Origin of the sequence: Rhizobium sp. B230/85 (genome assembly GCF_019355735.1) — a bacterium.
Classification (GTDB): Bacteria; Pseudomonadota; Alphaproteobacteria; order Rhizobiales; family Rhizobiaceae; genus Rhizobium; species Rhizobium rhododendri.
Genome location: NZ_CP072156.1, coordinates 988253 through 1015039, shown reverse-complemented (window position 1 = coordinate 1015039; position 26787 = coordinate 988253). Strand labels below are relative to the sequence as shown.

Below are 26787 nucleotides of genomic sequence, written 5' to 3'. Positions count from 1 at the left end.
ATCTCTGTCCAGAGCATAAGGGCCGTTTAATAAAGCGTCTCTTCCCGCTACCAAATTAAAATTTTAGTATTCATCTCAAAATTCTCGCTTTAAATAATTGATTGGGCGCCGCACCTCACTCTTAACAACCACGCTGATTCTGCCATTACTCTAACCGATATTTCTGCTCTAGACCCGCAGAGCATGCGCGTTATCAAATCATCGTAACTGCAAAAGGAAAAATTCCACTTGTCGCCATCTCGCCCAAAGGATGCGGGTATTCCGCCCACCACACACACTGCGCTGATCAAAGACCCAGTTTCTATGTGGGAAAAGTTGGTATGGGATGTCGAAGTATTCAGAGATATACAGTGCAGCTATCCAGATGAACGCCAGCCCCTCGCTTACGCAGCTATAAATGTAAGCATTGCTTCATGGAGCCTAGGCCAATGGGTGCAAAGCGCAAAAAAGAGGGCGGCAAGAGATAAAAGGGAAGAATTCTCCGACACTCTCTTTTGGGCCAATCTTCATCAAATGATCCCTGAGCAAGCGATGTGCGACGCAATAGCAAACACTTCGAAGCACTCACGTTACGAGGCACGGGATTGGCAAGGCGGAGAGGTTCGAATTGATTGGGTGGAAGGCAATGAAGATGTCCCGTCAGGTTGGCAATTTTCGCACGTACATAGCGGCACCAATGTCGCTAAGTTAGCGCAAAATACATTTCAATCCCTTTGTAACAATTGGTGGCGCTACCTCGTGGCGCATGGTCACACCGAGGATGAACTTCGCACCCCGCGATTTCTCAACAACAAGATAGCTCGAATATTTGGAGATCGGCCCCTGGAGGTAGGAGAAGCCAAAGGTTGATGGCTCTGCCATGCCGCCCGAAGAAATATGGCGTCTTAAATGGCGATCACTATATGGAAGCGTGGAGTTGGAGCGGGTGAAGGGAATCGAACCCTCGTATTCAGCTTGGGAAGCTGCTGCTCTACCATTGAGCTACACCCGCACGGCGCGAAGCCTTCCAACAGTTCGGCCAGGCTGTCAAGATGGAATGGCCGGTCGGGATTGCTGGTTACAAGCGGAAATGCTTGGAGAGTTTCAGGCCCTGCGCCTGATAGTTGGAGCCGGCGCCGGTGCCGTAGAGGCTGGCCGGGAGTTCCAGCATGTGCTCGTAGACGAGGCGGCCGACGACCTGGCCGTCCTCGAGGATGAACGGCACCTCGTGGCTGCGGACTTCGAGCACCGCCCGGCTGCCGCGCCCGCCGGCCGGCGCATGGCCGAAGCCGGGATCGAAGAAGCCGGCATAGTGGACGCGGAATTCGCCGACCAGCGGGTCGTAGGGGGTCATCTCGGCGGCATAGTCCGGCGGCACATGCACCGCCTCGCGCGAAACGAGGATGTAGAATTCGTCCGGGTCGAGGATGAGTTCGGTGCGGCCTCGGCTGTAGAGCGGTTCCCAGAAGTCGAAGATGTCGTGCTGGGCCTTCTTGTCGACGTCGACGACAGCCGTGTGGTGCTTGCCGCGATAGCCGATCAGGCCGTCCCGGTCGCCGGTGAGATCGATCGACAGAGCAATGCCGCCGCCTGTGACGTTCGGCTTCTTGCTGGCGACCAGCGTCTCGGTCTCGTGCAGCGCCAGCAGTTCCGGCTCGGACAGCATCGCATGGCCGATCCGGAAGCGGATCTGCGACAGGCGCGAGCCGCGGCGCACGACGATCGGGAAGGTACGCGGCGAGATTTCGAGGTAGAGTGGGCCGGAATAACCGGCCGGTATCTTGTCAAACTCCTGGGCGTAGTCGGTGATGACGCGGGTGAAGATGTCGAGGCGGCCGGTCGAGCTCTTCGGGTTGGCCGAGGCCGACATGTCCTGGGGAAGGTCAAGTTGCTCCATCAGCGGCACGATATAAACGCAACCGGTCTCGAGGACGGCGCTTTCGGTCAGGTCGATGACGTGAAGGCTGAGCCTGTCGAGCTTGTCGGAGACGAGGTTCGCTGGGCCAGGCATGAAGCTGGCGCGGACGCGAAAGGCCTTGGCCCCGAGCCTGAGATCGAGGCTCGCCGGTTGGATCTGATCGAAGTCGAGATCCTTCTCCGTCTTCAGCCGGCCGACCTCGAAGAGGGCGGCAATGGCGCGATCCGCCAAGATTCCAGTGTCGCGAGCCATCTGCTCAATCCTTGTCTTGTCGCAGACAAAACCATATACGGGCCTTGTTTTGCCGCAGACAAAACCAAATGCAGGGAATTGACGCAAGCGGCCAACGGAAGTATTGCAGTCTTATCCCGTGGTGATTTGGCCGGTCGGCTTGCAGCCACGTTAAATAAGTAGCTAAAAAGACCGGGTTGAAAACCGGTCTGCTTGTGCGACCGGTTTTTTTGTATCACGAAGGTGGTGATGGCATGACCAAGACTTGGCGCCCCGCAACGCAACTCGTTCACGGCGGCACGCTGCGCTCGCAGTTCGGCGAGACATCCGAAGCAATCTATCTGACACAGGGCTTCGTCTACGACACCTCGGAAGCGGCCGAAGCCCGCTTCAAGGGCGAGACCGAGGGCTTTATCTACGCCCGCTACGGCAGCCCGACCAACGACATGTTCGAAAAGCGCATGTGCATGCTCGAAGGTGCCGAGGAGGCACGCTCGACGGCTTCAGGCATGGCCGCCGTTTCAGCCGCCATTCTCTGCCAGGTGAAAGCCGGCGACCATATCGTGGCCGCCCGCGCGCTGTTCGGCTCCTGCCGCTGGGTCGTCGAGACGCTGGCGCCGCGCTACGGCATCGAATGCACGCTGGTCGACGGTCGCGATCTCGCCAACTGGGAAAAGGCCATCCGGCCGAACACCAAGGTGTTGTTCCTGGAAAGCCCGACAAACCCAACCCTCGAGGTGGTGGACATTGCCGGCGTCGCCAGGCTTGCCAACCAGATCGGCGCCAAGGTCGTGGTCGACAACGTCTTTGCGACACCGCTTTTCCAGAAGCCGTTGGAACTCGGTGCCCATATCGTCGTCTACTCGGCCACCAAGCACATCGACGGCCAGGGCCGCTCGCTCGGCGGCGTCATCCTGTCGGACAAGGCCTGGGTCGATGAGCACCTGCAGGATTATTACCGCCACACCGGCCCTGCCATGTCGCCGTTCACCGCCTGGACGCTGCTGAAGGGCATCGAGACCCTGCCGCTGCGCGTCAAGCAGCAGACCGAAAATGCCAGCCGTATCGCCGACTTCCTCGCCGACCAGAGCAAGGTCGCCAAGGTCATCTATCCCGGTCGCAAGGACCATCCGCAGGCCGATATCATTGCCAAGCAGATGACCGGCGGCTCGACGCTGGTCTGCCTGGAGCTGAAGGGCGGCAAGGAGGCGGCCTTCGCGCTGCAGAACGCGCTGGATATCATCACGATCTCCAACAATCTCGGCGATGCCAAGAGCCTGATCACCCATCCGGCAACCACCACCCACAAGAACCTCACTGACGAGGCTCGCGCCGAACTCGGCATCTCGCCGGGCACGGTGCGCTTCTCGGCCGGCATCGAGGACACCGACGACCTGATCGAGGATTTTGCCCAGGCGCTGGCAAAGGTATCGGCCTGATCGCATGTCTTGCAACGCTGCCCGGCCCAGTCGGGCAGCGCCTTCTGCGCATTGCGCCGAAAGCTATTAACTGAAGATATTACCCTTAATATTCAAAAGGCCGCATCAGCCTTCCCATTTGGGCACATATTCGCCTTCGCTTCCTTGACCGAGGTTGAAGCCTATAGGATATCGTAACCAAATTCATTCAAGGTGGCTGGGATGTACCGCGCCCTTACACGAGATATCGAAGTGATCGTCGAGCCGTTCTATCTGGAGGAGCAATCCGACCCGGAAGACAGCCGCTATGTCTGGGGTTATCGGATCGTCATTTCCAACCACTCGGCCACTGCGGTGCGGCTGATCACGCGCTACTGGCACATCACAGACCAGAACGGACAGGTCGACGAAGTCACCGGTCCCGGCGTCGTTGGAGAGCAGCCGCAGCTCAATCCGGGCGACACCTACGAATACTCCTCCGGCTGCCCGCTCGACACGCCCTCCGGCATGATGTTCGGCCATTACTCGATGGAGAACGACGAGGGCGAGACGTTCGAAGTCGATATCCCCGCCTTCTCGCTGGATTCGCCGGGCCTGATGCGGACGCTGAACTGACGCCGTCCGAAGACGGCGCCGGCATCACTCAGCTCTTTGCCAGGATCTCGGCCGCCTCGTAGCGGTAGGTGGTCGAGCAGAACTCGCAGGTCACCGAAATCAGCCCGTCTTCCTCGCTCTCGGCCATTTCCTGGGCGGAGAACCCCTGCAGCACGCCCTTGATCTTGTCGCGCGAGCAGCTGCAGCGATCGAAGACCGCCTGAGGCGCGTAGACCCGCGCACCGCGTTCGTGGAACAGCCGGTAAAGCAGCCGCTCGGTGCCAACCAGCGGATCGGTCAGCTCGTCGGCATCCACCGTTTCCAGCAGCGAACGGGCCTCGGCCCAGGCATCGTCGTCGGTGTGGTCGACCGCGTTCTCGTCGCCGTCGCCGCCATGCAGGTCCGGCAGGCGCATGCGCTCCGGTGCATCGGGCAGGAACTGGGCAATGACGCCGCCGGCCCGCCAGCGATGGCGCGGCTTGCCGGCCTCGTCGCGGTCGAACAGTTCGGCAGCACCCAGGCGCACGCGGGTCGGGATCTGCTCCGACTGGCGGAAATAGACCCCGGCGATATCCTCCAGCGACGAGCCGTCGAGCGGCACGATGCCCTGATAGGGCTGCGAATATTGCCCCTGGTCGATGGTGAAGGCGAGGATGCCCTTGCCGAGCAGCTGCTCCGGCTCGGTCTGGCCGGCCTTGACCGCTGCGGCCAATGCCTCCTCGTCGTAGCGGGCGTAGGCGCGGACATTTTCAGGCGTCGAGAAATCGGCCACCAGCAGGTCGACCGGGCCATCGCCCTTGGTCTGCACGGTGAACTTGCCCTCGAACTTCAGCGACGTGCCGAGCAGCACCGTTAGCACGATGGTTTCGGCCAGCAGCCGGGCCACGGGGGCCGGATAATGGTGGCGCTCCAGGATGGTGTCGAGCATCGGGCCGAGCTGGACGGCACGGCCGCGCACATCCAGGCTCTCCACCTGGAACGGCACAACGTGATCGTCGCCGGCATAACCGAACTCTCCCAGCGCTGCTGCACTGTCTGCCATGGGTCTACTCCTTGCTGCCGGGCGGATCGCGCCACGGCAGCCACCGTTTGCAACGGCGGCTTGGTTGATCTCAGATCGCGCCCAGGCACCACGCAAGAATGGACTTCTGCGCATGGAGACGGTTTTCCGCCTCGTCGAACACAACGGATTGCGGGCCGTCGATCACGTCATCCGTCACCTCCTCGCCGCGATGGGCAGGCAGGCAATGCATGAACAACGCATCCTTTCCGGCCTCTGCCATCAGAGCGGCATTGACCTGGTAGGGCTGGAAGACGTTGTGACCACGGGCCCGGTGCTCCTGGTTCATGGAAACCCAGGTATCGGTCACCACGCAATCGGCGCCATTAACCGCACGTTCGGCTTCATGGGTGAGCATGACTTCGGCGCCCTGATTGCGGGCCCAGTTCAAATAGTGATCGCTCGGCTCCGAGCCAAGGGGCACCGCCATATTCATGCGATAGCCGAACCGGGCCGAGCCCTCAATCAGCGAATGCAGCACGTTGTTGCCATCGCCCGTCCAGGCGACCGTCTTGCCCTTGATCGGGCCGCGATGCTCCTCGAAGGTCATTATATCGGCCATCACCTGGCAGGGATGGGTATCGTCCGTGAGCGCGTTGATGACGGGCACGGTGGCGTGCTCGGCCATCTCAAGCATGCGCGAATGCTGGGTGGTGCGGATCATGATGGCATCGACATAGCGCGACAGCACCTTGGCGGTGTCGCCGATGGTCTCGGCCCGGCCAAGCTGCATTTCGGTGCCGGACAGAAACAGCGTTTCGCCGCCGAGCTGGCGCATGCCGACATCGAAGGAGACGCGGGTGCGGGTCGAGGGTTTTTCGAAGATCATCGCCAGCATCTTGCCTTCCAGCGGCCGGCCGGCAGTGCCGTCCTTGGTCGCCTTCTTGCGAAGGATGGCGTCGTCGAGGATCTTGCGCAGGTCGCCCGACGCAACAGTCGAGAGGTCGAGGAAGTGTTTCGGGGAGGCCATGTCTAGCTTTGCTCCAAAAATGAAAACGCCCGTGGCGGGCACGAAGCCCGGAACCCACGGACGTAGAATTCAAGCCGATTTGCGGGATTTCTGGGCGCGCAATGCTTCTGCGGCACGCTCGATGCGGGCGAGACCTTCGCGGGCGTCTTCGGCAGTGGCGATGAGAGGCGGCAGCAGGCGAATGACGTTGTCGCCGGCGGGAACCCCCAGCAGGTGTTCGGCACGGATGGCATGCAGCAGTTCGCCAGCCGGGATCGCCGCCTTGATACCGAGCAGCAGCCCCTGGCCGCGCACCTCTTCGATGATGTCGGGATAACGGTCCTTGAGCGATGCCAGCCCTTGGCGGAAGACCAGGGAGACGTCGTTGACATGCTGCAGGAAGCCTTCAGCCAGGATGACGTCCAGCACCGCGCCGCCGACGGCCATCGCCAGCGGATTGCCGCCATAGGTCGAGCCGTGGGATCCCGCCTTCATGCCGGAGGCGGCTTCTGCGGTGGCGAGGCACGCACCGAGCGGAAAGCCGCCACCGATGCCCTTCGCCACGGCCATTATGTCAGGCGTGATGCCAGACCATTCGTGGGAGAAGAATTTGCCGGAGCGACCGACGCCGGACTGGACCTCGTCGAGGATCAGCAGCAGGCCGTGCTCGTCGCAGAGTTCGCGAAGCGAACGCATGAACTCCTTGGCAACCGGGCGAACGCCGCCCTCGCCCTGCACCGGCTCGATGAGGATCGCTGCAGTGGCATCCGAGATCGCCGCCTTGACGGCCTCGAGGTCGCCGAACGGAACCTGATCGAAGCCGGGGGCCTTCGGGCCGAAGCCTTCGAGGTATTTTTCCTGGCCGCCGGCAGCGATCGTCGCCAGGGTCCGGCCGTGGAAGGCGCCTTCGAAGGTGATGATGTGGAATTTTTCCGGATGGCCCTTCGAATACTGGTAGCGGCGTGCCGTCTTGATGGCGCATTCGAGCGCCTCGGCACCGGAATTGGTGAAAAACACCTTGTCGGCGAAGGTCGCGTCGGTCAGCCGCCTGGCAAGCATTTCCTGGCCCGGGACCTCATAGAGGTTCGACAGGTGCCAGACTTTTTCAGCCTGCGTCTTCAGCGCTTCGACAAGGTGCGGATGTCCATGACCGAGCGACGACACGGCGACGCCGGCGCCGAAGTCCAGATAGCGCTCGCCCGTTTCCGTGATCAGCCATACGCCCTCGCCTCGCTCGAACCGCAGGGGCGCGCGCATATAGGTGTCGTAGAGTGGCGCGGCTTCGGCCATGGCGCAATTCCTTCGATCGATCAGGACGTGACGGCTGTTGTCCTGCAACGCCGCCGTCGGCAATGAAAAATGCCGCCTTGCGGCGGCCTGGGCACTATTGTCGTTCCGCGGAACCATGTCAACAAACAGTGGATTAGTCAACGAATAGTTGATTTTAACCTTGCGGCAAAAGCCATATCGTGAGGGTCTGGAGAAGGGCACTAAGGCTATTGCAGAAATACCACAGTAGGCAGCAAGTTGGGGAAAACTTGGAAATCGATTCCCCGCGATTCCCGCGACTCTTGTCACGGAGTCAGCCTCACACTAGGTTAAATCTTGATTACTAGACTGCAATGCGGCGGACCTAGTCACCACAATTTAAGAGCGTTTTGTGCCTCGATAGCATTCGAGGCAATGGCGAAGGATTCCGCCATCATGAACGCAGTCGGAGACAAGCATGAATTGGACGGACGAGCGCGTCGAAAGGCTCACGAAATTATGGGCCGAAGGATTGAGCGCCAGCCAGATCGCGGCGCAGCTCGGCGGCGTCAGCCGTAACGCTGTCATCGGCAAGGTGCATCGACTTTGCCTGCCAGGCCGAGCAAAGGCCGGCGGCACATCGTCCACGGCGCGCTCCACCAAGCGTAACGTCGCTCCGGCCCGGCCAACTACCTTTGGCGCCCGCCCTGCCGCTCCGCGCTCGACGGTTCGTGCCGAAGGCGCAACGATGGTCAAGGAAGATGCCGAGCTAGACGCAACGGCACCCGTGCAGTTCCGCCCATCCTCGAATGCCATCGCGCCGGTCGCCCGCCGCATTGGTCTGACGGACCTGACGGAACGCACCTGCAAGTGGCCGGTCGGCGACCCACTGAAGGACGACTTTCACTTCTGCGGTCATGAATCGCCAGATCAGTCTCCCTACTGCACATACCACCAGAAGTTGGCGTACCAGCCAGTTCACGAGCGCCGCCGCGCCGCCCGCTAAGCCGGGTAAAAACGACAACAAAGAACGGGCCGCGAGGCCCGTTTTGCGTTTCAGGTTTTGATGGCCCAGAAACGTGTCAGGGATGCAAACTCGCACCTTTGACGATCTTGTCCACGATCTTCTTTTCGGCCCGCAGCGCCATGCCGACCAGCCTGGCGGTATCGGGACCGAACTCGAGGAATACAGCCCGGTTGGCGGCATCGTGACCTGTCGCGAACATTTCTTCGATATAGGCCGATACTCGCGCCTGGCGTTCCAGCGCGCGCTTGTGGATAGTCCTTAGCACGTCCTGATCCGCCACAAGCACGACCATCGGCTGAACGCTCATGGGATTGTAGACATGGCCGAGAGCATCCCGGTATGTTTCGCCGATGATTTCCGGCGACTGGGCAGTGATCCCGCTCACAAGGAAGGCCGTGACGTTGAGCTTCTGCCAGGTAGCGAGGTCATGGCGGATGACAATCGCGATTTTGGTATCGAACATGTACAAGAACTCCATGGAAGGCATCGAAAGAACCGATCGAATAGCGCCTGCCCATGCCCTCGGTCTTGAACGTTCGTGCAAGAGCGGTTTTCGCGACGGATTGAGCATCGCCGCCTCCAGCCACGGCATCGAGCGCATGGAAGCGCGCTTCCACGGCAACGGCTTTTCGCCGCACCGACATGACACATATGCACTGGGTCTGACCCTCCGTGGTGTCCAGACGTTCCGCTATCGCGGCGCGGAGCGCTTCAGCCGTCCCGGCAACGTGATCGTGCTGCATCCCGATGAAGTCCACGATGGCGCGGCAGGCACCGACGACGGACTGATTTACCGGATGCTCTATTTGCCGCCCGCGCTGGTCGGCCTCCTCGAGGCGGGCAATCGGGCCCTGCCGTTCGTCCGCGATCCCGTCGTGACTGACGCTGGCCTATTGTCTGCGCTGGCGGACGTCCTTTCGGATCTCGACCATGCGCCGAACGATCTGGCGATGGACGACGCGGTTGCGCGGCTGACGGCGGGACTCTTCCAACAGGCCGACGACCCGAGGAAAGCACCCACGAGAATCGATCGTCCAGCTGTTCTGCTGGCGCGTGATTTTTTGACCGAACATTGCGAGGAGGGTGTCAGTTCCGAAACGTTGGAGGCGATCAGCGGTCTGGACCGTTACGAACTGTCGCGGCAGTTCCGGCGAGCCTTCGGCACCAGTCCGCACCGTTATCTCGTCATGCGCCGCCTTGACCGAGCCAAGCGCCTGCTAGGTGCCGGCTATGGCCTTGCCGGAGCCGCGGCAGAAGCGGGGTTTGCCGATCAGGCACATTTTACCCGCCATTTCCGGGCCGCCTTCGGTATGACCCCGGGCAGATGGCTGGCAATGCATGATTGCCAACCCTAGTAGTGTCAGCCCGCTAAATGCACTGACTGGATGGCACCGGCACCAGATCATCGGCGCCTGCACTCCAGCCTCAGACTTCCATGGAATAGCCGGCGCCGCGCACGGTGCGGATGACGTCCTGCATGTTGGAGAAGTTCAGGGCCTTGCGCAGTCGGCCGACATGCACGTCGACGGTGCGTTCGTCGACGTAGATGTCATGGCCCCAGACGCCGTCGAGCAGCTGCGAGCGGGAAAACACACGGCTTGGCGATGCCATCAGGAATTCCAGCAGCCGGAATTCTGTCGGGCCGAGGCGGACCTCGCGGCTCTTGCGATGAACCCGGTGCGTCTCGCGGTCGAGTTCGATGTCGCCGCAGCGAAGCACGCTGGACAGCACTTCCGGGCGGGCGCGGCGCAGCATGGCGCGGACGCGGGCCATCAGTTCCGGCGTCGAGAACGGCTTGACGACATAGTCGTCTGCGCCGGTGGAAAGACCCCGGACGCGCTCGCTCTCTTCGCCACGCGCCGTCAGCATGATGATCGGCAGACGTTCGGTCTCCGGCTTCATGCGCAGGCGGCGGCAAAGTTCGATGCCGGACACACCCGGCAGCATCCAGTCGAGGATCAGGAGATCCGGAATGCGCTCCTGCAAGCGCATCTCGGCTTCATCGCCCCTCAGGATCGTATCGACTTCGAAACCTTCTGCTTCAAGGTTATAGCGCAGCAGCACGCTCAGCGCTTCTTCATCTTCTACGACGGCAACTCTCGGAACCATGGGGCCCGCTCTCCTTCAAAAACCCTTCAGGCCTATTCCGTCATGGCGCCGACGGTGTTGGCAGTATCGTCCTTCGGGCGGTCGCCCTCGGGCAATGCACCGGTCGCCATGTAGAAAATCGTCTCGGCGATGTTGGTGGCGTGGTCGCCGATGCGCTCGATGTTCTTGGCGCAGAACAGCAGATGCGTGCAGGTGGTGATGTTGCGCGGATCTTCCATCATGTAGGTCAGCATCTCGCGGAACAGCGAGGTGTACATCGCGTCGATTTCCTCGTCGCGCTCGCGGATGGAGACCGCCTTGTCAGGCGAGCGGGTCGTGTAGACGTCGAGAACTTCCTTCAACTGGACGAGCGCCAGCTCGGACAGATGCTCGATGCCGCGCGCCAGGCTGCGCGGTACGCCGGTGCCCTGCACGGCGATAACGCGCTTGGCCGTGTTCTTGCCGAGGTCGCCGACGCGTTCCAGATCGGCGGCGATCCGGATCGAGCCCATGATTTCGCGCAGGTCAGCAGCCATCGGCTGGCGGCGGGCAATCGTCAGGATCGCCTTGTCGCCGACTTCGCGCTCGGCATGATCGAGGATCGTATCGTCGGAGATGACCTTCTGAGCCAGCCCGACATCGCCATTGACCAGCGCGCGGACGGATTCACCGACCATCTGCTCGGCAAGGCCGCCCATCTCGGAGATGCGCCGCGTCAGGAATTTCAAATCTTCGTCGTAGGCGGAATGAATGTGTGTCGAAACCATTTTCTATCCTCAATTGAAAGGCGTCACGGAACGTAGGTCTGCTCGGCGCGGCGACGGCAACGCGTTTCGCCTTTTCGAGGCCCTTTTTGATATCGGCCTAATGCTCGCCCTTTTATGTCAGGCCAATGAAACAATTATGACAATCGAAATCATTGAATTAATTCAATTTTCACAGCCCCGAACAAAGCGCCACCAGGTTATTCAGAAGCGTACCGTGAAATCCGTGCCGCGGCCGACTTCGGATTTGACGATCAGCCTGGCCCGGTGACGGGTTAGGATGTGCTTGACGATGGCGAGCCCGAGGCCTGTGCCCTTCTTGGACCGGCTGTTTTCGACGCTGACGCGATAAAACCGCTCGGTCAGGCGCGGCACGTGTTCGGCCGGAATGCCGCCGCCGCTATCGGACACGGTGACCTCCACAGGCTCGCCGGGCTTGTTGCGCAACGTCACGTCGACGCGCTTGCCCTCCTGACCGTACTTGCAGGCGTTCTCGATCAGGTTTTCGAACACCTGCACCAGCTCGTCGCGATCACCGGTCACCTCCGCCTTGCCTGATGGCATATGCAGGTTGATAGTAACATCGAGATCCATCGCCAGCGGCACCAGCGCATCGCGCACATGGCCAAGCAGCGGCACGAGATCGACCTTCTGGTCCGGCGCCAGATGGGACTTCAACTCGAGCCGCGACAGCGACAGGAGATCGTCGACCAGCCGGCTCATGCGGGTCGCCTGATCGAACATGATCGCCAGAAAGCGCTCCTGCGCCTTGGGATCGTTGCGCGCTGGCCCCTGGATGGTCTCGATGAAGCCGCGCAGCGAGGCCAATGGCGTGCGCAACTCATGGCTGGCGTTGGCGACGAAATCCGACCGCATGCGGTCGATATGACGCAACTCCGAGACATCGCGGAACGACAGCAGGAAGAATGTCTGGTTGCCGAGATCGGAGAGCGCCAGCTCGACAGGCGCAATCCGCACGATGAAGACACGCTCCGACGGCAGACGCTCGGAATGCTCGATCTGGTTGGGCACGCCGGTGGCAATCGTTTCCCGCACCATGTCGAGAATGCCGGGCGAGCGCAGCTTTGCCGACAGGTGGGCGCCAATCGGGAACAGGTCGAGCGCCCGCTCTGCAGCAGGGTTCTGATAGAACACCGACGCCTCGCGATCCAGCACCAGAACTGGCATGTCGAGACCAGCCAGGCCTGCGGTCATCGGCCTCAGGACTGCCGCCAGATCTACCGGCGCCGGCTCGACTTTCGCCGGCTGCGCCCTGCGCGCCACCAGGGGTGCGCGCAGCAGGGCAACGGCAACCACGACCAGCAGCACGGCGAGGATGGCCACCACGTCGGTACCCTCCGCCATGGCCAGCAAGGCAACCAGCACGGCCAGAATCAGGATCGCTCTTTCCTGCCTCAAGCGCTGCCCGAGCCGATTTAAAATTGATGTATTCTCTTCCAACGCCGCCGGTCCGATTCTACGTCCACACGTCTAAGACTCGGACTGATATAGCAAATTCATGACAGAAGTTTTCAGCACTATCCACAGTCGTGGAACCGTTGGGCTCCCTCGCCAGTCATAGTCGGCGGAAGGCTTGAAATGACACGGTAAATATGTGTCTTCTGAGCCGGTTTATAATTTTTACAAACTGAGCCCCTAATGGCAAATACAGGCCAAGGGCCCGAGGAGGATCTATGGGAGACGAAGTCGAAAGCCGTGTGGTCGAGCTGGGGCTGCACGGCAAACGGCGTATCTTCGACGTCGACGACCCCGTTCTGCCCGACTGGGTTGCAGACAAGGCGCTGTCGTCCGGCCACTTTCCTTATAAGAAAAAGCTGAAAAGCAGCGAATACATGGACGATCTGAAAGCGCTTCAGATCGAACTCGTGAAGGTACAGTTCTGGCTGCAGGCGACGGGCAAGCGGATCATGGCGATTTTCGAAGGCAGGGATGCTGCCGGCAAGGGCGGTGCGATCTTTGCGACCTCCGCCCACATGAACCCACGCCTCGCGCGGGTCGTGGCACTCAGCAAGCCGAACGACCGCGAAGCCGGACAATGGTATTTCCAGCGTTACGTGGACCAATTCCCGACATCGGGCGAATTCGTCCTGTTCGACCGCTCCTGGTACAACCGCGCCGGGGTCGAGCCGGTGATGGGGTTTTGCACGCCGGAGCAGTACGAGCAGTTCCTTCACCAGGCGCCGCAGATGGAGAAAATCGTCGAGCATGAGGGCATCATGTTCTTCAAGTTCTACCTCGACATCGGCCGGGAAATGCAGCTGAAACGCTTTCACGACCGGCGCCACGATCCGCGCAAGGTCTGGAAGCTGTCATCCATGGATATCGCCGCCCTCGACAAGTGGGACGACTACAGCGAAAAGCGCGACCGGATGCTGAAGGAAACCCACACGGACTATTCGCCGTGGACCGTTCTCCACGCCAACGACAAGCGTCGCGCCCGTCTCAACCTGATCCGGCACATACTTTCGACGCTGGACTATCCCGGCAAGGATAACGACGCTATCGGCGAAATCGATGGGAAGATCCTCGGCTCGGGACCGGGTTTTCTCAAATGATGACTAAGAGTGCGCCTCAGGGCGCCTCGTTTCCAGGAAGCACGCGGATGGCGTAGATATTGACGCCGGTCGACTTGCCGTCGACATCCGTATTGAATACGAGATTGCCGGAAGCATCAGCCGGCAGCGGCTTGTTGAAACGCAGCTGGAACAGCGCATCGGACTTCTGGCGCGTCACATCGAACCGGTGCCGGCCGCAACCGCCATAGGTACCGAAACTGCATTCGACGGTAATCTGTGTCGGTGCATCCGAGATCGCCTGCAGCGTCATGGCAACCGTTGCCGGCTTGCCTGAGAGCTTCTGCAAGGTAGCCGATGGAACGGGGATCGCGACATTGCCGGTCGTGTCGGGCGACTGCGAGGTCAGACGGACTGTCGGACCTTCATTTTCCGAGGCGTTTTCGATCTTCGCCTGTATGCCGCTGACAGCCTTTGCGGCATCGGTCGGCCCGAAGATCTGTATCCAGTCGGCCGAGAACCGGTCCTGCGGATCGATCGTCGCCAGCCCGGCATTGCTGCCGGAGTCGAGATCGGCGTTGTTGTCGTTGGCATCTTCGCCTTCGGGGGTGATCTGTGCTGGCTGGTTGCGAACGCTGGTATCACGCTGCGCTGCTGTCAGCAGCACGCCCGAGGTTTTTACCCACCAGGCACCGATGCCGAGAAAGGCAACGACGATGCAAAACACCAGCAGGCGGGAAAAGAACTTGCGCGGCTTGCGACGGCTGACCGCCCGCTCCGGCTTGAAATCCATACTGCGCGACGGCGCCGCCATCGCCGACTCCTCGTAGGCGCCGGGTTCGGCTGCCAGGTGATCGCCGGGACCGGCATGGATGCCGCCGAGGTCACCTTCGTCCGAGTGACCGGAAGAAGACGTATCGGCACCGCGCGTCTCGCCGCGCAACTCCATTCCGGGCTCCATGCGTCCCGGCTGCTGTGTCGCCTCGGGCCGCACTGCGGCGCCGAGCGGTGGCGCTGCGGCTGGGGAAATCGGCGCAGGCCGGGGAGCTGCCATGGACGCGGGAGTGGACTGGGCAGCGACCGGCCGTGAAGCCGGCTGCACCACCGGCCTTGCAGGCTCCGGCACAGGCTCGGAGGGTCGCGGGGCAGCCGGGATGGGCTCGGCAGCCGGCTGTACAACGGCAGCCTCGCGAAGTCTCGCCCGTTCCTCGCCCTCGATCGCACGGATGGTCAGCTCCAGACGCTGGCGCTGGGCGGCAACCGTTTCGACGTCGGTTATGTCCTGCTTGCGCAGGCCGGCTTCCAGCGCCTGGCGGGCAGACTGGTAAACGCGAGCCCGGACCTCGGGGTTGTCGCGCTCGGATCGCTCCAGGGCGCTTCTGATGGCCGTTTCTAATCCGCTCACATCCGGTCCTTCACTCTGACTGGCGACGCCATGCAATCCTGACAAATGACTGGCAGGAATCGGTAATGCCCTGTCCGGCGATACGCAAGGGTCGGCACAATGCAGATGCCATTAGACCGGGGATAAGACAGGTTACCACGGTATTTGCTCAAAGATAGCGGCGCTTCAGCCATCATCAAGGGCGGTGGCAGCATCGCCGCCCTGATCGGAAAGCGACTTTTCCCGCTGATCCGAACCTGATAGCAAACACGTGGCGCATTTATCGGCGCCAGTGAGCACAGGAGCTTGCCAATGGCGCTTCCACCGATCCTGACGCGCGGCCTGCGCCTGCCGGTCGTGGCATCGCCGCTTTTCATCATTTCCCACCCGACGATGACACTTGCGCAGTGCAAGGCAGGCGTCGTCGGCAGCTTTCCGGCCCTCAATGCCCGCCCGGAAAGTCTTCTGGACGAATGGCTGGCTGAAATCACCGAGACGCTGGCTGCACACGACGCTGCCCATCCCGATCAGCTAGCCGCGCCCTACGCCGTCAACCAGATCGTCCATAAGTCCAACCGGCGGCTGGAGCACGACCTCTCGCTCTGCGTGAAATACAAGACACCCATCGTCATCTCATCGCTGGGGGCGGTGCCGGAGGTCAATGCGGCCGTCCACTCCTATGGCGGCATCGTGCTCCACGATGTCACGACCCTGCGCCACGCCCGCTCGGCGATCGCCAAGGGCGCGGATGGCCTGATCGCGGTGGCAGCGGGTGCCGGCGGCCACGCGGGGTCGCTGTCGCCCTTTGCGCTCATCCAGGAAATCCGGCAATGGTTTAACGGCCCGCTGCTTCTCGCCGGCGCCATCTCGACAGGCGGCGGCATTCTCGCGGCCGAGGCGATGGGCGCCGACATGGCCTATATCGGCTCGCCTTTCATCGCGACCGAGGAGGCCCGGGCGAGCAGCACCTACAAGCAGGCAATTGTCGATGGCAAAGCGGCCGACATCGTCACCTCCAGCTACTTTACCGGGGTCAGCGGCAACTATCTAAAAGCCTCGATCCTCGCCGCCGGGCTTGATCCCGACAACCTGCCCGGGGATGCCGCGACAATGGACTTCGAACAGGCAAGCTCGGGCGCCAAGGCCTGGAAGGACATCTGGGGATCGGGACAAGGCATCGGCGCAATCGATGCCGTCGTCCCCGTGCGGGATCTCGTCGACCGTCTGGAGCGGGAATACCGGCAGGCGCGCGCCCGACTGCTACGGTGAAACGGCCTGTGACGGTTTTTTGGCGATCTGCCAACAGAGCGCTTGAAATCTCGTTCCAGAGACTGTATCAGCCGCATGCACATCGAAGGCTGTCCCAGACGCCGCGATTGCCGCTTTAGCTCAGGTGGTAGAGCACATCATTCGTAATGATGGGGTCAGAGGTTCGAGTCCTCTAAGCGGCACCATTTTCTCAGTCTTTAAAACTATACAAAGATCGTTCACCCATGCATTTCGTTGAAGGCGTCCAAGCCCCGGTCGGGAGCTGGCTTGCGGACATATGCTGCCCTGCATGCGGCCATCGGAATGTGATGCTGGGATTTTCCCGAGTGCCGGATCTTCAGTGGTCCTACGGCGAGAGCAGCGGTTCGCAGCCGGGAGCCGTCATCTATTATGCCGGACTTCGACAGTGCCCCAACCCTGAGTGCCATGCTGTCATCTCGGCGTTTTCGGACAGCGAGGGAGGCCGTTCCGTTCACCGGCCGGAAGTCCTTGTGTTCTCCGGGAACACTCTTCCGCCCAGCCTCATGGGGACAATCGAGGAGGCGGTCCAGTGTCATGCGGTGGGGCTTTACGTGGCCTCGGCAGTGCTGGTCCGCCACATGCTCGAGCATCTCTGCAACGATATCGGCGCCGACGGCGAAGGCCTGCAGAGCCGCATCGCTGCCCTCAACACATTCACGCCCATGAACGGCGAGCACCCGGGCATAGCGGGCGGCGCCCGCATCGTGATCAACGACGACGCGGAGATACAAGCGCGGGAGACCTACAGCGTCAGCTCCGAAGAAAGCGAGCTCGCCATCTATCTGGCAAGGCAGCTTTTGCGGGCAGTCTACCAGTACGGCAGCCTCCGGTCGCGACTGATGGCACTCAGGACCGCTCCCGGGATGGGGTGATTAAGCAGACCGGCTCCGATCAGGCATGATCGCCAGCCGCCGTTCAAGCCAGCTCGAACTGCGGGAAGGATTTGCGATCAATGTGGTAGATCGCGAGATAGTCGTTTTCCCTGAAGAAATCCGGGTCCTGCGCGTAGGCAAAGGCATTTGCCCACCGCACGGGATTGATTTCGCGGTGAACCCTGCCGACCATGGCAGCCGGCTTGAACTCGAGCGAATGGGCGATCCCTTCCACCGGGACGAACGAGAAGCCGCCGTGCAGCCCCATGTAGAACTGGTAGGTGATGTGATCGTAGAGGTTATGGGCAAACCTTTCGACGAATTGCAGGCTGGTGTCCCACTCCATCCAGTTCAGAAATCCGGAAACGCTTCCGGCTGCGTAGACCGGAATATCCCACCACCAGCTATAGAATCCCCAGTTGCGCGATATCGCCTGGATATCGGCGTGTTCTGCATGCGGCGATAGCGCCATCGACGAGGCGTGCATGATGTTGCGTTCAGCCGCGTGTTTTTGCGTCAGCAATCCGGCATACCAACGGGCCTGCGAAACGACCTGCTCCGCCGCCGCCGTCCATCCGGTCGGCCGGAGAATGAAGGTCTCGGCATCGACGCAGAGGATGTAGTCGTAGGACTTGTGAACCAGCGAGAGAGCGAGAAACTTCTTAACCGTCGGCCACGTCTTGCGATCGGCGACGACAGAGATTGCGCCGCCGGTAAAATGATCGTCGAGGACGATCGCATGGTAATAAAGGGACGCCGATGGCTGGTGCATCGTTGCAAAAGCCCGACGGTCAGCATCGGTCGAGAACACAAAGACGATGTCGTAGTCGGAACCGACGCTCTGGTAGAGAAGGTTGATGCCATACATGAAATAGGCGTCGTGGATGGGAACGACGAGTGCTGTCCGGTTCAAAGGCCGTGCGATTTCTCCGCAGTCCTGCAGATAGTGGGTTTCTCCTGTACCGCCGAGGCGAAACCGTCCTTCCATCGTATACTTGCCGTCGTTCTCGCTTATGCGATCGAACCGGGTGGAAACAGCACCGTCCTGATTGAGAAACTCGACAGCGCCCGCCTTCACTCTCCAGGCGTTCTCGTTTGGGTGCGAGTAGTCCTGCAGATGGCCGCCGGATCGCAGGGTAAGCCTTGGCGAGACCACCGCTTTCGTATCAAGGTTGCCGAAACTCCAAGCCCTGTTCTTCATCAGAATTTCGAGGGAAAAATCGTCGAACTGATGCGCCATGGTCTGTTCCTGCATTTAACGGAAATCTCCGGCACCGACGAAAAGATGGGTAGGACACCCATCTGGCGGAAGCCGTCTGCAGCGAAAACTTTTGGCGATGGACGCGCAACGTCCAATACCTCTCCGCCTCCCCGCAATACCCGCAGGAATAGAGATGCGACCTTGTCCGGGCCTGATGGTTCGGGGTGGTGGCGCCTGTCGCGCGGCTGAGTGCGAGACGACGAGATTGCAGCGACGGTCGCAATACGAAGCCATCGAGCGGATGCGGGCGCCGTCTGCGGCCCCGCATCCGCTCTCGGATCAGAAGACCTGGCGCAGGATCACGTAGAGGACGAAAGCGATGGCGATCGAGGCTGGCAGGGTGAGAACCCAGGCGGTCAGCATGTTGCGGATGGTCGACCATTGCAGGCCAGAGCCGTTGGCCGCCATAGTTCCTGCGACCCCGGACGAGAGCACGTGGGTGGTGGAAACCGGCAGGCCGAAATGGTCGGCGGCGCCGATGGTGATCATCGCCACGACTTCGGCAGCGCCACCCTGGCCGTAGGTCAGGTGCGTCTTGCCGATCTTTTCGCCGACGGTGATGACGATGCGTTTCCAGCCGATCATGGTGCCGAGCCCGAGTGCCAGCGCAACGGCTACCTTGACCCAGGTCGGGATGAACTTCGTCGCGTTGTCGACGGCCTTGTGATAGCCGGTGACAGCGGCAAGGTCTTTCGCATCCATCGCCAGAAGCTTCTGCTTGTCGATGAGCTTCAGCGCTTCGCCGATCAGATAGATGTCGTTGCGGACGTTGCCGACCATGTTCGGAGGCACGGCTTCGAGGGTCGGAAAGGCAGCGACTTCCTGGCTGGTGATGTGGATATATTGCTGCAGCGCCGGTGTGGTCGCGTCGGTCCATGTCTTTGTCTTGACCGCATCCGATACAGCGGCCTTCGCATCGGCGACAACGATGCCCGGCTTGACATACTTGCCGAGCGCGGTCTCGACCTGTGCAGAGGCGGACTTGTAGGCTTCGAGATAATTGACGTCCGGGGTCCGGTTGAGCGCAAAGGCGGTCGGCACGAGACCGATCAGGATGAGCATGATCAGGCCCATGCCTTTCTGGCCATCGTTGGAGCCGTGCGCAAAGCTGACACCGGTGCACGTGAAGATCAGCAGGCCGCGGATCCATAGCGGCGGAGGACCGTTGGTCTTCGGCTCCTCGTAGAGCGCCTTGTTCTTGATAAAGACCTTCATGACCAGAAGCAGGATGGCGGAGAAACCGAAGCCGATCAGCGGCGAGATCAACAACGAAAGGCCGATGTTGGTTGCCTGCGACCAGTCGACGCCGCTTGTGGCGCTGCCGGCGGGCGCGAGGAACTGGTTGGCCAAGCCAACGCCGATGATCGAGCCGACCAGCGTATGGGAACTCGACGACGGGGAGGCCGAGATACCAGGTCCCGAGGTTCCAGACGATGGCGGCGATCAACAGCGCGAAGACCATGGCGAGACCGAACCGGAGCCGACCTGCAGGATCAGTTCTACCGGAAGCAGGGCCAAGATGCCGAAAGCCACGGCACCCGACGAGGTGAGAACGCCGAGGAAATTGAAGAAACCGGACCAGATGACAGCGAATTCGGCAGGCATCGAGCGCGTATAGATGACAGTCGCCACCGCATTTGCCGTGTCGTGGAAGCCGTTGACGAATTCAAATCCGAGAGCAATCAGAAGCGCAAGGCCGAGGAGTATCCACGGAACAGCGGAGGCGGAGGTGAGATCACGGTCCAACGCATAAGCGATATAGCCAAGTCCGCCGAGAAGCACGAGAACGAGAAGGGGTACGAACCACTTGCCGGAGCCCCCGGTTTTATCCAGCGGGTGGCCGATCCCGGCGTTGCTCCGCTCAGCGCTCATATCGACCATTTTATCGCTCCCTCATCCAAACTTATCAATTGTTAATAAAATGGCTCTGTGAAGGTCTGGTGACATCCCGGCCATTTGCAGGCGCCGGGACGGGAAACGATGGCTGCGGGATGCCGGTTTGTCACATTCCTGTCGCCAACTCCTGCTCCTGTCTGTGTGCAAAACGAAGGAACGCACCAATGTCCGATCAGGAAGACCAGCTTCGCCGCATCAAGGATGAAATTGCCGACAGCTTCGACGAAGAGCTGGAGATGCAGATGGAGGAAGACCGGCTCGACGAGCTCGTCGCCGAAGGCATGGTCGAGCCGGCGGAAGCAACGCTCGAGCGCAAGGTCTATTTCCGGGAGCTGTTCCGGCTGCAGCACGAACTGGTCCGGCTGCAGGACTGGGTTCAGTACAAGAAGCTGAAGGTTGCGGTCATCTTCGAAGGGCGCGATTCTGCCGGCAAGGGCGGCGCCATCAAGCGCGTCACGCAGCGGTTAAACCCGCGCGTCTGCCGCACGGTCGCCCTTCCTGCTCCGACCGAGCGCGAGCGCAATCAATGGTACTTCCAGCGCTATGTCGCGCATCTGCCGACGGCCGGCGAAATGGTGCTGTTCGACCGCAGCTGGTATAACCGGGCCGGCGTAGAGCGCGTCATGGGCTTTTGTACGGAAGACGAACTGGAGGAATTTTTCCGATCCGTGCCCGAATTCGAGCGCATGCTGGTCCGCTCGGGCATCATCCTCATCAAATACTGGTTCTCGATCACCGACGAGGAGCAGGAATTCCGGTTCAAGATGCGCATCCACGATCCGCTGAAGCAATGGAAGCTTTCGCCGATGGACATGGAAAGCCGCATCCACTGGGAAGAATATACAAAGGCCAAGGAAGACATGCTGGCGCGCACCCACAGCGATGCGGCGCCTTGGTGGGTCGTACAGGCCGTGGACAAGAAAAGGGCGCGCCTAAACTGCATCGCCCATCTCCTGAAGCAGATTCTTTACGAGGATGTGCCAAAGGCAGAAGTGGAACTGCCCGGCCGTATCCGCCACGAAGACTACAGTCGTTCGCCGGTGCCCCCGGAAATGTACGTGCCGGAAATCTACTGAGGACTTACGCAGCAAGTTCCAGATAGTGCCCTTCACCGGGCGCCATCTGGAACAGCAGATGCGCGAGTAGCTCAGGCTTCAGGGCTGGATTCAGCCGCTGCAGGCTTGCGCCTCGCCCGGACGCGCTTTGGCGCAGGCTCGGCCTTGTCCTTGGTCGCGATCGACGGAGCGACGCTTACTTCATGGGTTTCTTCGGAATCCTCAGGCGTTACCTGGTCCAGGCGATGCTTGATAGCCAGCGCATAGATTGTGTTCAGTACATTGCCATCGCGCAGATCGGGGTCGCTCAGGGCAAGCAACGAAGCACGCACGATCTTCTTGCTGCTGGTCTTGCCGCATTCCTTTTGTACGAATTCATAGAGGGCCTTGTCGCTGAGACCAGCGGTCGCGCCATCAACCAATGCATGATAGATTTTTTTCTTCTCGCCCAATTTTTCAGCTCTCCGACTGCGCGTTTTAAAGTGCAGAACCAATAAAAAATTACTTCTGAGCTACCTTTCGTCATTCTACTGTCACAAACAACCCCATTTCGCGGCAGAAAAATCGGCTAAAATCACTGGTTAAGGCGCCGGCGGCACGCTTGCAACTTTGGCGTCTATTGAAACCATGACGCGACGTTGCTTGCACGTTTGGTAAAAACAACGCCGCGCGGACTAAAATTCAGCATGAATTTCCACGCCTTTACCGCAGCATCGGCGATAATGCCTGGCTGGTCGCAATTGGCAGGCGAGTCCTATCGATATTTCGTAGACAAGCGCTAATTCATCGCAACTGACTATCGGACGAAATGACGGCCAGTAACGCATGTGCCATCCGGTCAGCGTTGGGGGCGTGACAGAGATCATTGGGGTAAAGGGAACACCATGCTGAAAACACTTACCGTCGCCGCCTCGCTTGCGGCCTTCATCGCTACTGGCGCCAGTGCCGCAGATGTCGTCGTCTCGTCGAAGATCGACACCGAGGGCACGCTGCTCGGCAACATCATCCTGTTGTCGCTGAACGCTGCCGGAATAAAGGCGCAGGACCGCATCGCGCTCGGCACCACGCCGGTTCTGCGCAAGGCGATCACATCGGGCGAAATCGATATCTATGCCGAATACACCGGCAATGCCGGCTTTTTCTTCAACAAGGCGGATGACGCGGCCTGGAAGAGCAGCGACGCTGGCTACGCTCTTGCCAAGAAGCTCGACTACGACGCCAACAAGATCGTCTGGCTGACACCCTCGCCTGCCAATAACACCTGGGCGGTGGCCGTGCGCAACGACGTGGCGGGCCCCAACAAGCTGAAGACCATGTCGGATTTCGGCAAGTGGATCTCGGGTGGCGGCAAGGTAAAGCTGGCGGCATCTTCCGAGTTCGTCAATTCGGCCGCAGCGCTTCCAGCCTTCCAGACGACCTACGGCTTCAAGATCAGCCCTGACCAGACGATCGTTCTCTCCGGAGGCGATACAGCGGCCACCATCAAGGCTGCCGCCGACCAGACCAATGGCGTCAACACCGCCATGGTCTATGGCACGGACGGCGCTATCGAAGCTGCCGAACTGACCGTCATGGAAGACGACAAGGGCGTACAACCGGTCTATGCACCGACGCCCATTATCCGCGAGGCAGTCTTGAAGGCCAACCCGAAGATCGAAGAAGTGCTGGCCCCGATCTTCAAGAGCCTGACGGCCGAGGAACTGCGGACCCTCAACGGCCGGATCCAGGTAGACGGCGAGCCGGCCAAGGCCGTTGCCCAGTCCTACCTGAAGGACAAGGGCTTCCTGAAGTAAGCAACCGACATTTTCCTATGGCCCCGCCCATTGTGCGGGGCCATAGTTCGTTTTCGACGACTGGAGCCGGTGGATGGATGATGGGTACAGGGTCCGTGGAGCGGACCGTCTCGGCATTGTACTTGTAACCGTCGGCCTTCTGGCAACGGCAACGATGCCGCTTATCATTGCCAAAGCCAACCGGATTGCTGCCGGCAAGCCGCTGGCCCTGACCCAGCTTCTCGGCCAACCCGTTGTGCTGGCTCTCATGGCATTGCTGCTGGCCACCGGAATTGCAGCCGTCTTTGTCCGGAATGCACCCCTGCGCCTTGCCATCGCGACACTCTGCCTTGCCACCTTGCTGCTTGCCATCGGCCTTGTGTCGACTGCTTCCACGCCTAATGGCAGCGCGTCCGCTCGCATCACGCCCGGCGGCACGTTCTGGGTGCTTCTCGCCGTTGTTGGGCTGGTTATTTCGGACGCGCTGGTGAAGCTGCAGCTCACGCCCTGGATGCGGGTGGCATCGCTGCTGTTCTATGCGGCGCTCCTCGCGGCGTTTCTCTTTTCAGGCAGTCTCGACAGCCTGTCCATCATGAAGGAATTTGCTATTCGCTCCGAACAGTTCTGGGGCGAGGCAGTCGTTCATGTTTTTCTCGCCTTCGGTTCGGTCATCATCGCCATCCTCCTCGCCTTGCCGCTCGGCATCCTCTGCTTCTGGGTGCCGAGGCTGAGGGCAATCGTGCTGCAGGTGCTGAGCATGGTACAGACCATCCCCAGCCTCGCCCTGTTCGGGTTGCTGATGCTGCCGCTCGGCTACATCGCCACCCACGTGCCTGGCGCAGCTGACCTCGGCATCCGCGGTATAGGTGCCGCGCCGGCGCTGATCGCGCTGATCCTCTATTCCTTGCTGCCGGTTGTCGCCAATACGGTCGTTGGCCTCGAGGGAGTCGATCCAGCCGTGCGCGATGCGGCAGCAGGCATGGGACTAACGCGGCTGCAGATCCTGTTCCGCATCGACCTGCCGCTTGCCTTTCCCGTCATCCTCACCGGCATCCGCATCGTTCTGGTCCAGGCAATCGGACTGGTGACCGTGGCAGCGCTTATCGGCGGTGGCGGTTTCGGACTGTTCATCTTCCAGGGACTGGGCCAGACCGCGATGGATCTGGTGCTGCTCGGCGCCGTGCCGACCGTCTTTCTGGCATTTTCATCGGCCGTCGTTCTCGACGCCGTCATCGACACCATCCGGGGACGCCGCGCATGAATTCGACCGGGATACAGCAGGAAACGATGATCGAATTTCGCAACGTGACGAAGCGATATGGCGACGCTACTGTTGTCGACGACGTCAGCATGACGGTCACCAAGGGCTCGGTGACCGTCGTCGTCGGCACCTCCGGCTCAGGCAAATCGACACTGCTGCGGATGGTGAACCGGCTGGTGCCGATGACAAGCGGACAGATTCTGGTTGGCGGCAGGGATATCGTTACCGTGCCGGTGACCGAACTCAGGCGACGGATCGGCTACGCTATTCAAGGCCACGGTCTGTTTCCCCACCGCACGGTGGCTCAGAACATTGCGACAGTGCCGCAGTTGCTTGGCTGGGACAAGCCGCGCATCGATCGACGGGTTGAGGAACTGCTGTCGCTGTTCCGCCTGGACGCAGCGACCTTCGACGGCAAATATCCGCATCAGCTGTCCGGCGGCCAGCAGCAGCGCGTCGGCGTCGCCCGCGCTCTTGCGGCAGAACCGGAGGTGCTGCTGATGGACGAGCCGTTCGGAGCTCTCGACCCCGTCATCCGCGGCAAGGCCCAGGACGATCTCCTGGCGATCCAGAAACAATTCGGCACGACCATCATTCTTGTCACCCACGATATGGACGAAGCGTTCCATCTTGGCGACCGCATCGCAGTGATGAGCGAGGGCAAGCTGCTGCAGTGCGCCTCACCCGAGACTATTCTGACCGAGCCAGCCGACAGCTTCGTGGAGCAACTCACCGGGACTTCCGACAAGGCATTGAAGCTGATGGCCATGCTGCCGTTGAAAGTCGGCATGGAGCCGGCAAAGGCAGGTCTTGGCTTCGACCTTCCCGAGACTCTGAACTTGCGCGACGCGCTGTCGGAAATGATCTGGCAAGGGATAGACGAGGCCTCCGTCCGCGACGAGAACGAGAACCCGGTAGGCTCGATCTCGATGCAGCGGCTCTTGCAACTGGGCAAGCGCGCATGAGGCTCTTCATCGCCAACGTCTTCAGGCTTGCCGCGCTCGCGCTTTTGCTCATCCTGTTGTTCAGGACGGAGTGGCTGACCTTCCTGCTGGCGCCGCTTACCAACTACGGCGCGCCGCCGGTCTATACGCAGAACAGTCTGGCACTGCTGGCATCCAACCACCTCGAGCTTGTGGCGATCTCCATTGCCGGCAGCGCGGTGCTGGCCGTTCTAGGCGGCATATTTGTGACGCGGGCGAGCGGCGCCGATTTCCTGCCGCTGACCCGGGCCATCGCCAATGCCGGCCAGACTTTCCCGCCCGTCGCCGTGCTGGCACTGGCCGTGCCGGCCACGGGCTTCGGGATGGCGCCGACACTGATCGCGCTCTTTCTTTACGGCTTGTTGCCGATCTTCGAGAATACCGTAGCCGGGCTGCAGCAAGTACCGCCATCCCTGCTCGAGGCCGCAGACGGGATGGGCATGAGCCCGCGCCAACGGCTTTTTTCGGTCGAGCTGCCGTTGGCCATGCCTCTCATACTCGAGGGATTGAAGGTCGCTACCGTCATCAACATCGGTACGGCGACAATCGGCTCGACTGTCGCCGCCAAGGGGCTGGGCGAGGTGATCATAGCCGGACTAATTTCCGACAACACCGCCTTCATCCTGCAGGGCGGGCTGATCGTCGGGTTGATGGCCGTGTTGATCTATGATGCGATGGCGCAGGTCGAGCGGCTGTTCGCCAGACGAACTGACCAGCGTACGGCATAAGGCCTGCCGGACGCCCGCAGATTTCGGCACATCAGAGGAGAATGCCATGGCGAAGATGATTCATTCGATGATCCGCGTGCTCGACGAGGCGCGGTCGGTCGAATTCTACGAAAAGGCCTTCGGCCTCGAAGTGGCCGACCGGATTGCGTTCGAGACGTTCACGCTGGTCTATCTCAGCAATCGCGAGACCGGTTTCGAGCTGGAGCTGACAATCAACCTCCAGCGCGTCGAGCCCTATGCCATCGGCGAGGCCTATGGTCACCTGGCGGTGTCGGTCGACGACATCAAGGAGGAGCATGCACGCTTCACGGCACTTGGCCTCAATCCCGGCAAGATCACCGAGCTCAACCGCGACGGAACCTTGCTCGCGCTGTTTTTCTTCGTGACCGATCCTGACGGTTACAAGATCGAGGTACTGCAGCGCCATGGTCGGTATCAGTAAAATGAAGTGCCCCTTGGCCGACCTGTCAGGTGG

General features: G+C 60.8%; 25 protein-coding genes, 2 tRNA genes, 1 pseudogene and 1 riboswitch. Of the genes and pseudogenes, 15 read left to right on the top strand and 13 right to left on the bottom strand.

Annotated features, from left to right (window positions below):
- Positions 1-228: 228 nt before the first annotated feature.
- Positions 229-849 carry a hypothetical protein gene (locus J5289_RS04820; RefSeq protein WP_209182766.1) on the top strand — a complete coding sequence of 207 codons (621 nt, stop codon included), beginning with the start codon at positions 229-231 and terminating at the stop codon, positions 847-849.
- Between the two features lie 68 nt (positions 850-917).
- Here the strand turns inward: J5289_RS04820 and J5289_RS04815 are convergent.
- Both J5289_RS04815 and J5289_RS04810 read right to left on the bottom strand, forming a co-directional pair.
- Positions 918-991 (bottom strand) — tRNA-Gly (locus tag J5289_RS04815).
- 66 nt (positions 992-1057) lie between these two features.
- Complete coding sequence (locus J5289_RS04810; protein ID WP_209182765.1) at positions 1058-2149, bottom strand: 2'-deoxycytidine 5'-triphosphate deaminase; 1092 nt, start codon at positions 2147-2149, stop codon at positions 1058-1060.
- 108 nt (positions 2150-2257) lie between these two features.
- A riboswitch (SAM riboswitch) is annotated at positions 2258-2336 on the top strand.
- Positions 2337-2382: 46 nt separating this feature from the next.
- Here J5289_RS04810 and J5289_RS04805 point away from each other — a divergent pair.
- Together J5289_RS04805 and apaG are read left to right on the top strand one after the other, a co-directional pair.
- Entirely contained in the window at positions 2383-3567 is a 1185-nt protein-coding gene (locus tag J5289_RS04805; RefSeq protein ID WP_209182764.1) for an O-succinylhomoserine sulfhydrylase, read from the top strand.
- A gap of 201 nt (positions 3568-3768) precedes the next feature.
- On the top strand, positions 3769-4161 hold the full coding sequence (gene apaG, locus J5289_RS04800) for a Co2+/Mg2+ efflux protein ApaG (protein WP_209182763.1): 393 nt from the start codon (positions 3769-3771) through the stop codon (positions 4159-4161).
- Between the two features lie 28 nt (positions 4162-4189).
- Here the strand turns inward: apaG and J5289_RS04795 are convergent, their stop codons facing one another.
- The 3 genes from J5289_RS04795 to J5289_RS04785 all read right to left on the bottom strand — a co-directional run bounded on the left by J5289_RS04795 (position 4190) and on the right by J5289_RS04785 (position 7439).
- Complete coding sequence (locus tag J5289_RS04795) at positions 4190-5182, bottom strand: Hsp33 family molecular chaperone (RefSeq protein WP_209182762.1); 993 nt, start codon at positions 5180-5182, stop codon at positions 4190-4192.
- 70 nt (positions 5183-5252) lie between these two features.
- The gene (gene argF / locus J5289_RS04790; protein ID WP_209182761.1) at positions 5253-6170 is read right to left on the bottom strand and encodes an ornithine carbamoyltransferase; all 918 of its coding nucleotides are present in this window, start codon (positions 6168-6170) and stop codon (positions 5253-5255) included.
- A 69-nt stretch (positions 6171-6239) separates the two neighbouring features.
- The gene (locus tag J5289_RS04785) at positions 6240-7439 is read right to left on the bottom strand and encodes an aspartate aminotransferase family protein (RefSeq protein ID WP_209182760.1); all 1200 of its coding nucleotides are present in this window, start codon (positions 7437-7439) and stop codon (positions 6240-6242) included.
- Positions 7440-7875: 436 nt separating this feature from the next.
- On the opposite strand from J5289_RS04785, the gene J5289_RS04780 reads away from it, so the two are divergent.
- A complete protein-coding gene (locus J5289_RS04780) occupies positions 7876-8403 on the top strand; it encodes a GcrA family cell cycle regulator (RefSeq protein ID WP_142823938.1) in 528 nt (175 codons plus the stop codon).
- Positions 8404-8479: 76 nt separating this feature from the next.
- Here J5289_RS04780 and J5289_RS04775 read toward each other — a convergent pair whose 3' ends face one another.
- Positions 8480-8887 (bottom strand): DUF2000 family protein, encoded by a 408-nt coding sequence (locus J5289_RS04775; protein WP_209182759.1) that lies wholly within the window; start codon positions 8885-8887, stop codon positions 8480-8482.
- Here J5289_RS04775 and J5289_RS04770 point away from each other — a divergent pair.
- On the top strand, positions 8859-9779 hold the full coding sequence (locus J5289_RS04770) for an AraC family transcriptional regulator (RefSeq protein ID WP_209182758.1): 921 nt from the start codon (positions 8859-8861) through the stop codon (positions 9777-9779). The two genes, J5289_RS04775 and J5289_RS04770, sit on opposite strands and share 29 nt — an antisense overlap.
- A gap of 70 nt (positions 9780-9849) precedes the next feature.
- Here the strand turns inward: J5289_RS04770 and phoB are convergent, their stop codons facing one another.
- From phoB to phoR, 3 genes are all read right to left on the bottom strand, one after another.
- On the bottom strand, positions 9850-10533 hold the full coding sequence (phoB, locus tag J5289_RS04765) for a phosphate regulon transcriptional regulator PhoB (RefSeq protein WP_111216600.1): 684 nt from the start codon (positions 10531-10533) through the stop codon (positions 9850-9852).
- A gap of 32 nt (positions 10534-10565) precedes the next feature.
- Positions 10566-11279: a phosphate signaling complex protein PhoU gene (gene phoU / locus J5289_RS04760; protein WP_111216598.1), complete on the bottom strand. Its 714-nt coding sequence runs from the start codon at positions 11277-11279 to the stop codon at positions 10566-10568.
- Positions 11280-11480: 201 nt separating this feature from the next.
- On the bottom strand, positions 11481-12695 hold the full coding sequence (gene phoR, locus J5289_RS04755) for a phosphate regulon sensor histidine kinase PhoR (protein ID WP_374108244.1): 1215 nt from the start codon (positions 12693-12695) through the stop codon (positions 11481-11483).
- 275 nt (positions 12696-12970) lie between these two features.
- On the opposite strand from phoR, the gene ppk2 (J5289_RS04750) reads away from it, so the two are divergent.
- Positions 12971-13852: a polyphosphate kinase 2 gene (gene ppk2, locus J5289_RS04750; RefSeq protein WP_209182757.1), complete on the top strand. Its 882-nt coding sequence runs from the start codon at positions 12971-12973 to the stop codon at positions 13850-13852.
- Between the two features lie 16 nt (positions 13853-13868).
- On the opposite strand, the gene J5289_RS04745 is transcribed toward ppk2 (J5289_RS04750), so the two are convergent.
- On the bottom strand, positions 13869-15215 hold the full coding sequence (locus J5289_RS04745) for a hypothetical protein (RefSeq protein ID WP_209182756.1): 1347 nt from the start codon (positions 15213-15215) through the stop codon (positions 13869-13871).
- A gap of 291 nt (positions 15216-15506) precedes the next feature.
- Between J5289_RS04745 and J5289_RS04740 the strand changes: the two genes are divergently transcribed.
- The 3 genes from J5289_RS04740 (at position 15507) to J5289_RS04730 (ending at position 17356) form a co-directional block, all read left to right on the top strand.
- Positions 15507-16463, top strand: a complete 957-nt coding sequence (locus J5289_RS04740; RefSeq protein WP_209182755.1) for a nitronate monooxygenase family protein — start codon at positions 15507-15509, stop codon at positions 16461-16463.
- 109 nt (positions 16464-16572) lie between these two features.
- Positions 16573-16648 (top strand) — tRNA-Thr (locus J5289_RS04735).
- A 141-nt stretch (positions 16649-16789) separates the two neighbouring features.
- Positions 16790-17356 carry a DUF4145 domain-containing protein gene (locus J5289_RS04730; protein WP_209182754.1) on the top strand — a complete coding sequence of 189 codons (567 nt, stop codon included), beginning with the start codon at positions 16790-16792 and terminating at the stop codon, positions 17354-17356.
- A 43-nt stretch (positions 17357-17399) separates the two neighbouring features.
- Here the strand turns inward: J5289_RS04730 and J5289_RS04725 are convergent, their stop codons facing one another.
- Positions 17400-18611 (bottom strand): hypothetical protein, encoded by a 1212-nt coding sequence (locus J5289_RS04725; protein WP_209182753.1) that lies wholly within the window; start codon positions 18609-18611, stop codon positions 17400-17402.
- A gap of 285 nt (positions 18612-18896) precedes the next feature.
- Positions 18897-20222: pseudogene (locus J5289_RS04720) on the bottom strand (inorganic phosphate transporter).
- 455 nt (positions 20223-20677) lie between these two features.
- Here J5289_RS04720 and ppk2 (J5289_RS04715) point away from each other — a divergent pair.
- Positions 20678-21589 (top strand): polyphosphate kinase 2, encoded by a 912-nt coding sequence (ppk2, locus tag J5289_RS04715; protein ID WP_209182752.1) that lies wholly within the window; start codon positions 20678-20680, stop codon positions 21587-21589.
- 71 nt (positions 21590-21660) lie between these two features.
- Here ppk2 (J5289_RS04715) and J5289_RS04710 read toward each other — a convergent pair whose 3' ends face one another.
- Complete coding sequence (locus J5289_RS04710; protein ID WP_209182751.1) at positions 21661-22020, bottom strand: hypothetical protein; 360 nt, start codon at positions 22018-22020, stop codon at positions 21661-21663.
- Positions 22021-22452: 432 nt separating this feature from the next.
- Here J5289_RS04710 and J5289_RS04705 point away from each other — a divergent pair, with 432 nt between their 5' ends.
- The 5 genes from J5289_RS04705 (at position 22453) to J5289_RS04685 (ending at position 26754) form a co-directional block, all read left to right on the top strand.
- Positions 22453-23361 (top strand): ABC transporter substrate-binding protein, encoded by a 909-nt coding sequence (locus J5289_RS04705; RefSeq protein WP_142823928.1) that lies wholly within the window; start codon positions 22453-22455, stop codon positions 23359-23361.
- A 73-nt stretch (positions 23362-23434) separates the two neighbouring features.
- Positions 23435-24601: an ABC transporter permease gene (locus J5289_RS04700; RefSeq protein ID WP_209182750.1), complete on the top strand. Its 1167-nt coding sequence runs from the start codon at positions 23435-23437 to the stop codon at positions 24599-24601.
- Between the two features lie 26 nt (positions 24602-24627).
- Positions 24628-25566, top strand: coding sequence for an ABC transporter ATP-binding protein (locus tag J5289_RS04695; RefSeq protein WP_209182847.1), 939 nt, complete (start codon positions 24628-24630; stop codon positions 25564-25566).
- The gene (locus J5289_RS04690) at positions 25563-26312 is read left to right on the top strand and encodes an ABC transporter permease (protein WP_209182749.1); all 750 of its coding nucleotides are present in this window, start codon (positions 25563-25565) and stop codon (positions 26310-26312) included. Before J5289_RS04695 ends, J5289_RS04690 begins: the two co-directional genes overlap by 4 nt.
- A gap of 46 nt (positions 26313-26358) precedes the next feature.
- Positions 26359-26754, top strand: a complete 396-nt coding sequence (locus tag J5289_RS04685; RefSeq protein ID WP_142823924.1) for a VOC family protein — start codon at positions 26359-26361, stop codon at positions 26752-26754.
- The last annotated feature ends 33 nt before the right edge of the window (positions 26755-26787 follow it).